Origin of the sequence: Sphaerotilus hippei (assembly GCF_003201595.1) — a bacterium.
In the GTDB taxonomy this organism is placed as follows: Bacteria; Pseudomonadota; Gammaproteobacteria; order Burkholderiales; family Burkholderiaceae_C; genus Sphaerotilus; species Sphaerotilus hippei.
The window spans coordinates 1-3,005 of sequence record NZ_QJJS01000035.1; the positions used below are offsets into that span (position 1 = coordinate 1).

Consider the following 3,005-nt stretch of genomic DNA (forward strand, 5'->3'; position numbering starts at 1 on the left):
AGCAACTCCTCCAGCGGGTAGCGGCAACGCCGGCTGCGCGGGTCGTCGAGTTCGGCGAACGCCGCCAGGTCGCCGAGGGCTTCAGGCGCGGGGGGGCAGGGGCTGGTTGTCGGGCATCGGGGGCGTCAAAAACTCGCTCTTGTAGCACCGATTTCAGGCAAGAGCTTCATGCAATCGCCCTGAGGGTTAGGCCACTCGGCTATAGCAGTCTGAATGGTGTCAATACGCCGCTCTAAGGAGATAATTCTTTCGTTTTGGGCATGAATTATACCGCTTGCCTCTGATAGCTGAAGTGGGACTGCTGCACTTTCAGCCTTGACCTTCTCTGTTTCTCCAGAGGCGCCCACCATGTTGATTAACGTGAGGAGGAAGCCACTCAAGCCAATAGTCAGCACATAGCCGACAATCTTTTCAACGGCTTCAACAACATTTCTTTTCGCAACCCGACCGTCAATAACAAGAAGGCGTGTAAATCTAAGATGGCCAACCCGCATTTTGTCCAATGCGCGGGGCTCACCATCAACGCTTGTGCATTCCATGTAGGAGATAAAGGATCTCCAGTGGCCTTCCAGTGTGCGTCTTGAATGTAGCGCCTTCGGATAGGTTATCCAGTCCAAGACGATGGAATCCTCACGTTGGCAAAGATTCTTTGTCTTGGCCGGAAACAGTGTGCAGACGATGGTTCCTACATCAGTTCGTTCGTAGCGCAGGGTGGCGCCTCTTTCCGCAAGAAGCTGGTCCTGCTTCAGTGGAAATTGACCACCTTGGGACTCGAACGTTTGAACATGATCTATTGGGCGATTGCCGAAGAAGACCTCGAACACTCTCTTGTCAATGCCTCCCATTGCGCCGCCTTTAACTGCGTAGAACGAATAGAAGTCAGAGAAATTCTTCGCCCTTTCGTCGGTGTCGCGCAACTCGGTGAAGCGAGCTTCCGCGTCGTTGGTAAACTTCTCAAAATCTTCGTATCGCGATTGTCGGCTCAATTTGAAATGCTCCGAGATATGAGGTAGCCTAACGTGTTGGTCTGCTGCGCTGTGCCGCCAGAGGGAGGGACGACCGGCGGCGGTGCGGCTTCAGTCAGCACCCATTGGTTATGCTTGGAACTGTCAGAGCCAAGTGCCCATATTGGTGGGGAACAACCTTTGGATCAATCGTGATTCGAACACGCTCTTGTTCTTGTAAAAGTCATCCGACAACTTTCTTCCTTCAGTCAGGCCGCTTACAATGAAATTCCAGGCGCTGAACTGCTCCGCATGAAGAACTTGAAATATCTCTGCCCACAATTCATGGTATATTTTGCGAACGCACTCTTTGCAGCCATAGATATAGTGCAATACACCATCCCCATCAATGTGAATCAAAGCCATCGAAGAACGGATTCTATCCGGGGCAAGAATATCTTTCTCGCAAATGAGACAACCAAGAGGAAGATAATATTCTTCAGAAGTGTTAAGTGCGTAATTATTGCTGCGTGTATTTTCGGAGTACTTCTGAGTAACTTGGCTTGGGAGCCTGGGCATATAATCTAATATCTGATTCTTGTCGAAAAACAAAGCAGGGTAACCTTTGGTGGCGATAGCCTGCAACTTGCCTCTCAGTGCCTCCGTCAAATACGTAGAATAGAACCCTATGAATCCAGTTGCATTGTGCTGAAGAATGCGATCGATGATGCTGTGCTCATCAGCTACCCCAACATCCTTCCCAGATACTATGAAATGCTTACAGCTGACTATATAAAAAAGGCTGCCATTCTTCACCAGAAGGTCTTTTCCGCCATCCGGGCCTGAAGCTGGCCCCTGCATAATATGGTATCCGCAGTGTGCCAGAAAATCCTGTGCGAAATACTCCCAGTCCTTTGGGCTGATTCCTGCAAAGAAACTGTCGTAGACATTCATATATTTATTGGGGTCCCATTGTTCTGTTCTATTGCAGCATAACGTGCTAGTTGATTGGGGTAGTATGACATGGCATCGCTTACTGCAAATCTATGGTCTCTCTCTGCGCATTCGTTCGGTCGCCTCCTTTCGTCCCAGCATCTTGCCCAGCGGCCATTCCCGTTTCGCACGGGCGGGCAGACCAGCATACTCGCGAAAGCGGTTGGCCAGTTCATGTCCTGCGATTCCAAGTATGGCATAACCATATTGTCGCTCTTCGAACCATTCGCTGTAGTCCGGCGGAGTCGCTGCGTACTCAAACTCATTGCTTACTCTTCTGTCAGTTGCTTCCTCTTCTAATTGAAGATCGAATAGCGCGTTTGTCAATTCGACTGGAATGGTCCTCCAGTCGCCCACGATCGAGCCAGGATTCAGCGTAGGAGTTTTGGTTGTCGAATTGATCATGCCATCCTGATCCTCCTCGCCGGAGTCCATGGCCACCTCAGCGCACTGCTGCACGTACCGCTCCAACATAAAGGCGGCCAAAAGGCTAAGGTGTCTGCCATCGACCGTCATCTTGTAGCGGGCGAGCCACCAGTCTTTTAGAGTCGCCAGAGCTGATCCAACTATGACGCCGAGCAGGCCGATTAGTGCTGATTCCATCTGTGATGAGAAGTTGCGACGCCTAACGAATGAAAGGGACATCCCCGTCCCACCCCGACGCACTGCGGTTTGACCCGAAGCGAGCGTCGGAGCTCAGTGCCACGATGGGGTTGCTCAATCTCACGTGTTCACCGCTGGAAAGGGGATGTCCATGACCATTGTGTTCGTCGGTATCGACTTGCCAAGAGCGTGTTCACGCTGCATGGTGTCGATGAGGTCGGCAAGGCCGTGCTGGTGCGGCCTTTGGTGGACCGTCGAGCATGGAAATCAGAGCAACACTATTAACACGGCAATTAAATAGAAATTAGCTATACTTGGTGCATGAAAAAGCCTGACGCACGATCACTGAGTGAAGAATCATTGGAACTACTGCGCCAACAAGCGCACCGGTTGCGTAGTGATGGTCGCACGTGGGTTGAGATTGCGAATCTGATCGGCGTGCACCTGACAACGGTGATGAAATGG

General features: G+C 51.2%; 3 protein-coding genes and 1 pseudogene. 1 reads left to right on the forward strand and 3 read right to left on the reverse strand.

The window, feature by feature from the left end:
• Positions 1-125: 125 nt before the first annotated feature.
• From C7444_RS20100 to C7444_RS20105, 3 genes are all read right to left on the reverse strand, one after another.
• Complete coding sequence (locus tag C7444_RS20100) at positions 126-986, reverse strand: hypothetical protein (protein ID WP_146219459.1); 861 nt, start codon at positions 984-986, stop codon at positions 126-128.
• Positions 987-1,109: 123 nt separating this feature from the next.
• Entirely contained in the window at positions 1,110-1,898 is a 789-nt protein-coding gene (locus C7444_RS19835) for a PDDEXK family nuclease (protein WP_110402585.1), read from the reverse strand.
• 90 nt (positions 1,899-1,988) lie between these two features.
• A complete protein-coding gene (locus C7444_RS20105; protein WP_170130820.1) occupies positions 1,989-2,540 on the reverse strand; it encodes a hypothetical protein in 552 nt (183 codons plus the stop codon).
• Positions 2,541-2,691: 151 nt separating this feature from the next.
• On the opposite strand from C7444_RS20105, the pseudogene C7444_RS19840 reads away from it, so the two are divergent.
• Positions 2,692-2,795: pseudogene (locus C7444_RS19840) on the forward strand (IS110 family transposase); the annotation flags it as partial.
• Between the last annotated feature and the right edge of the window lie 210 nt (positions 2,796-3,005).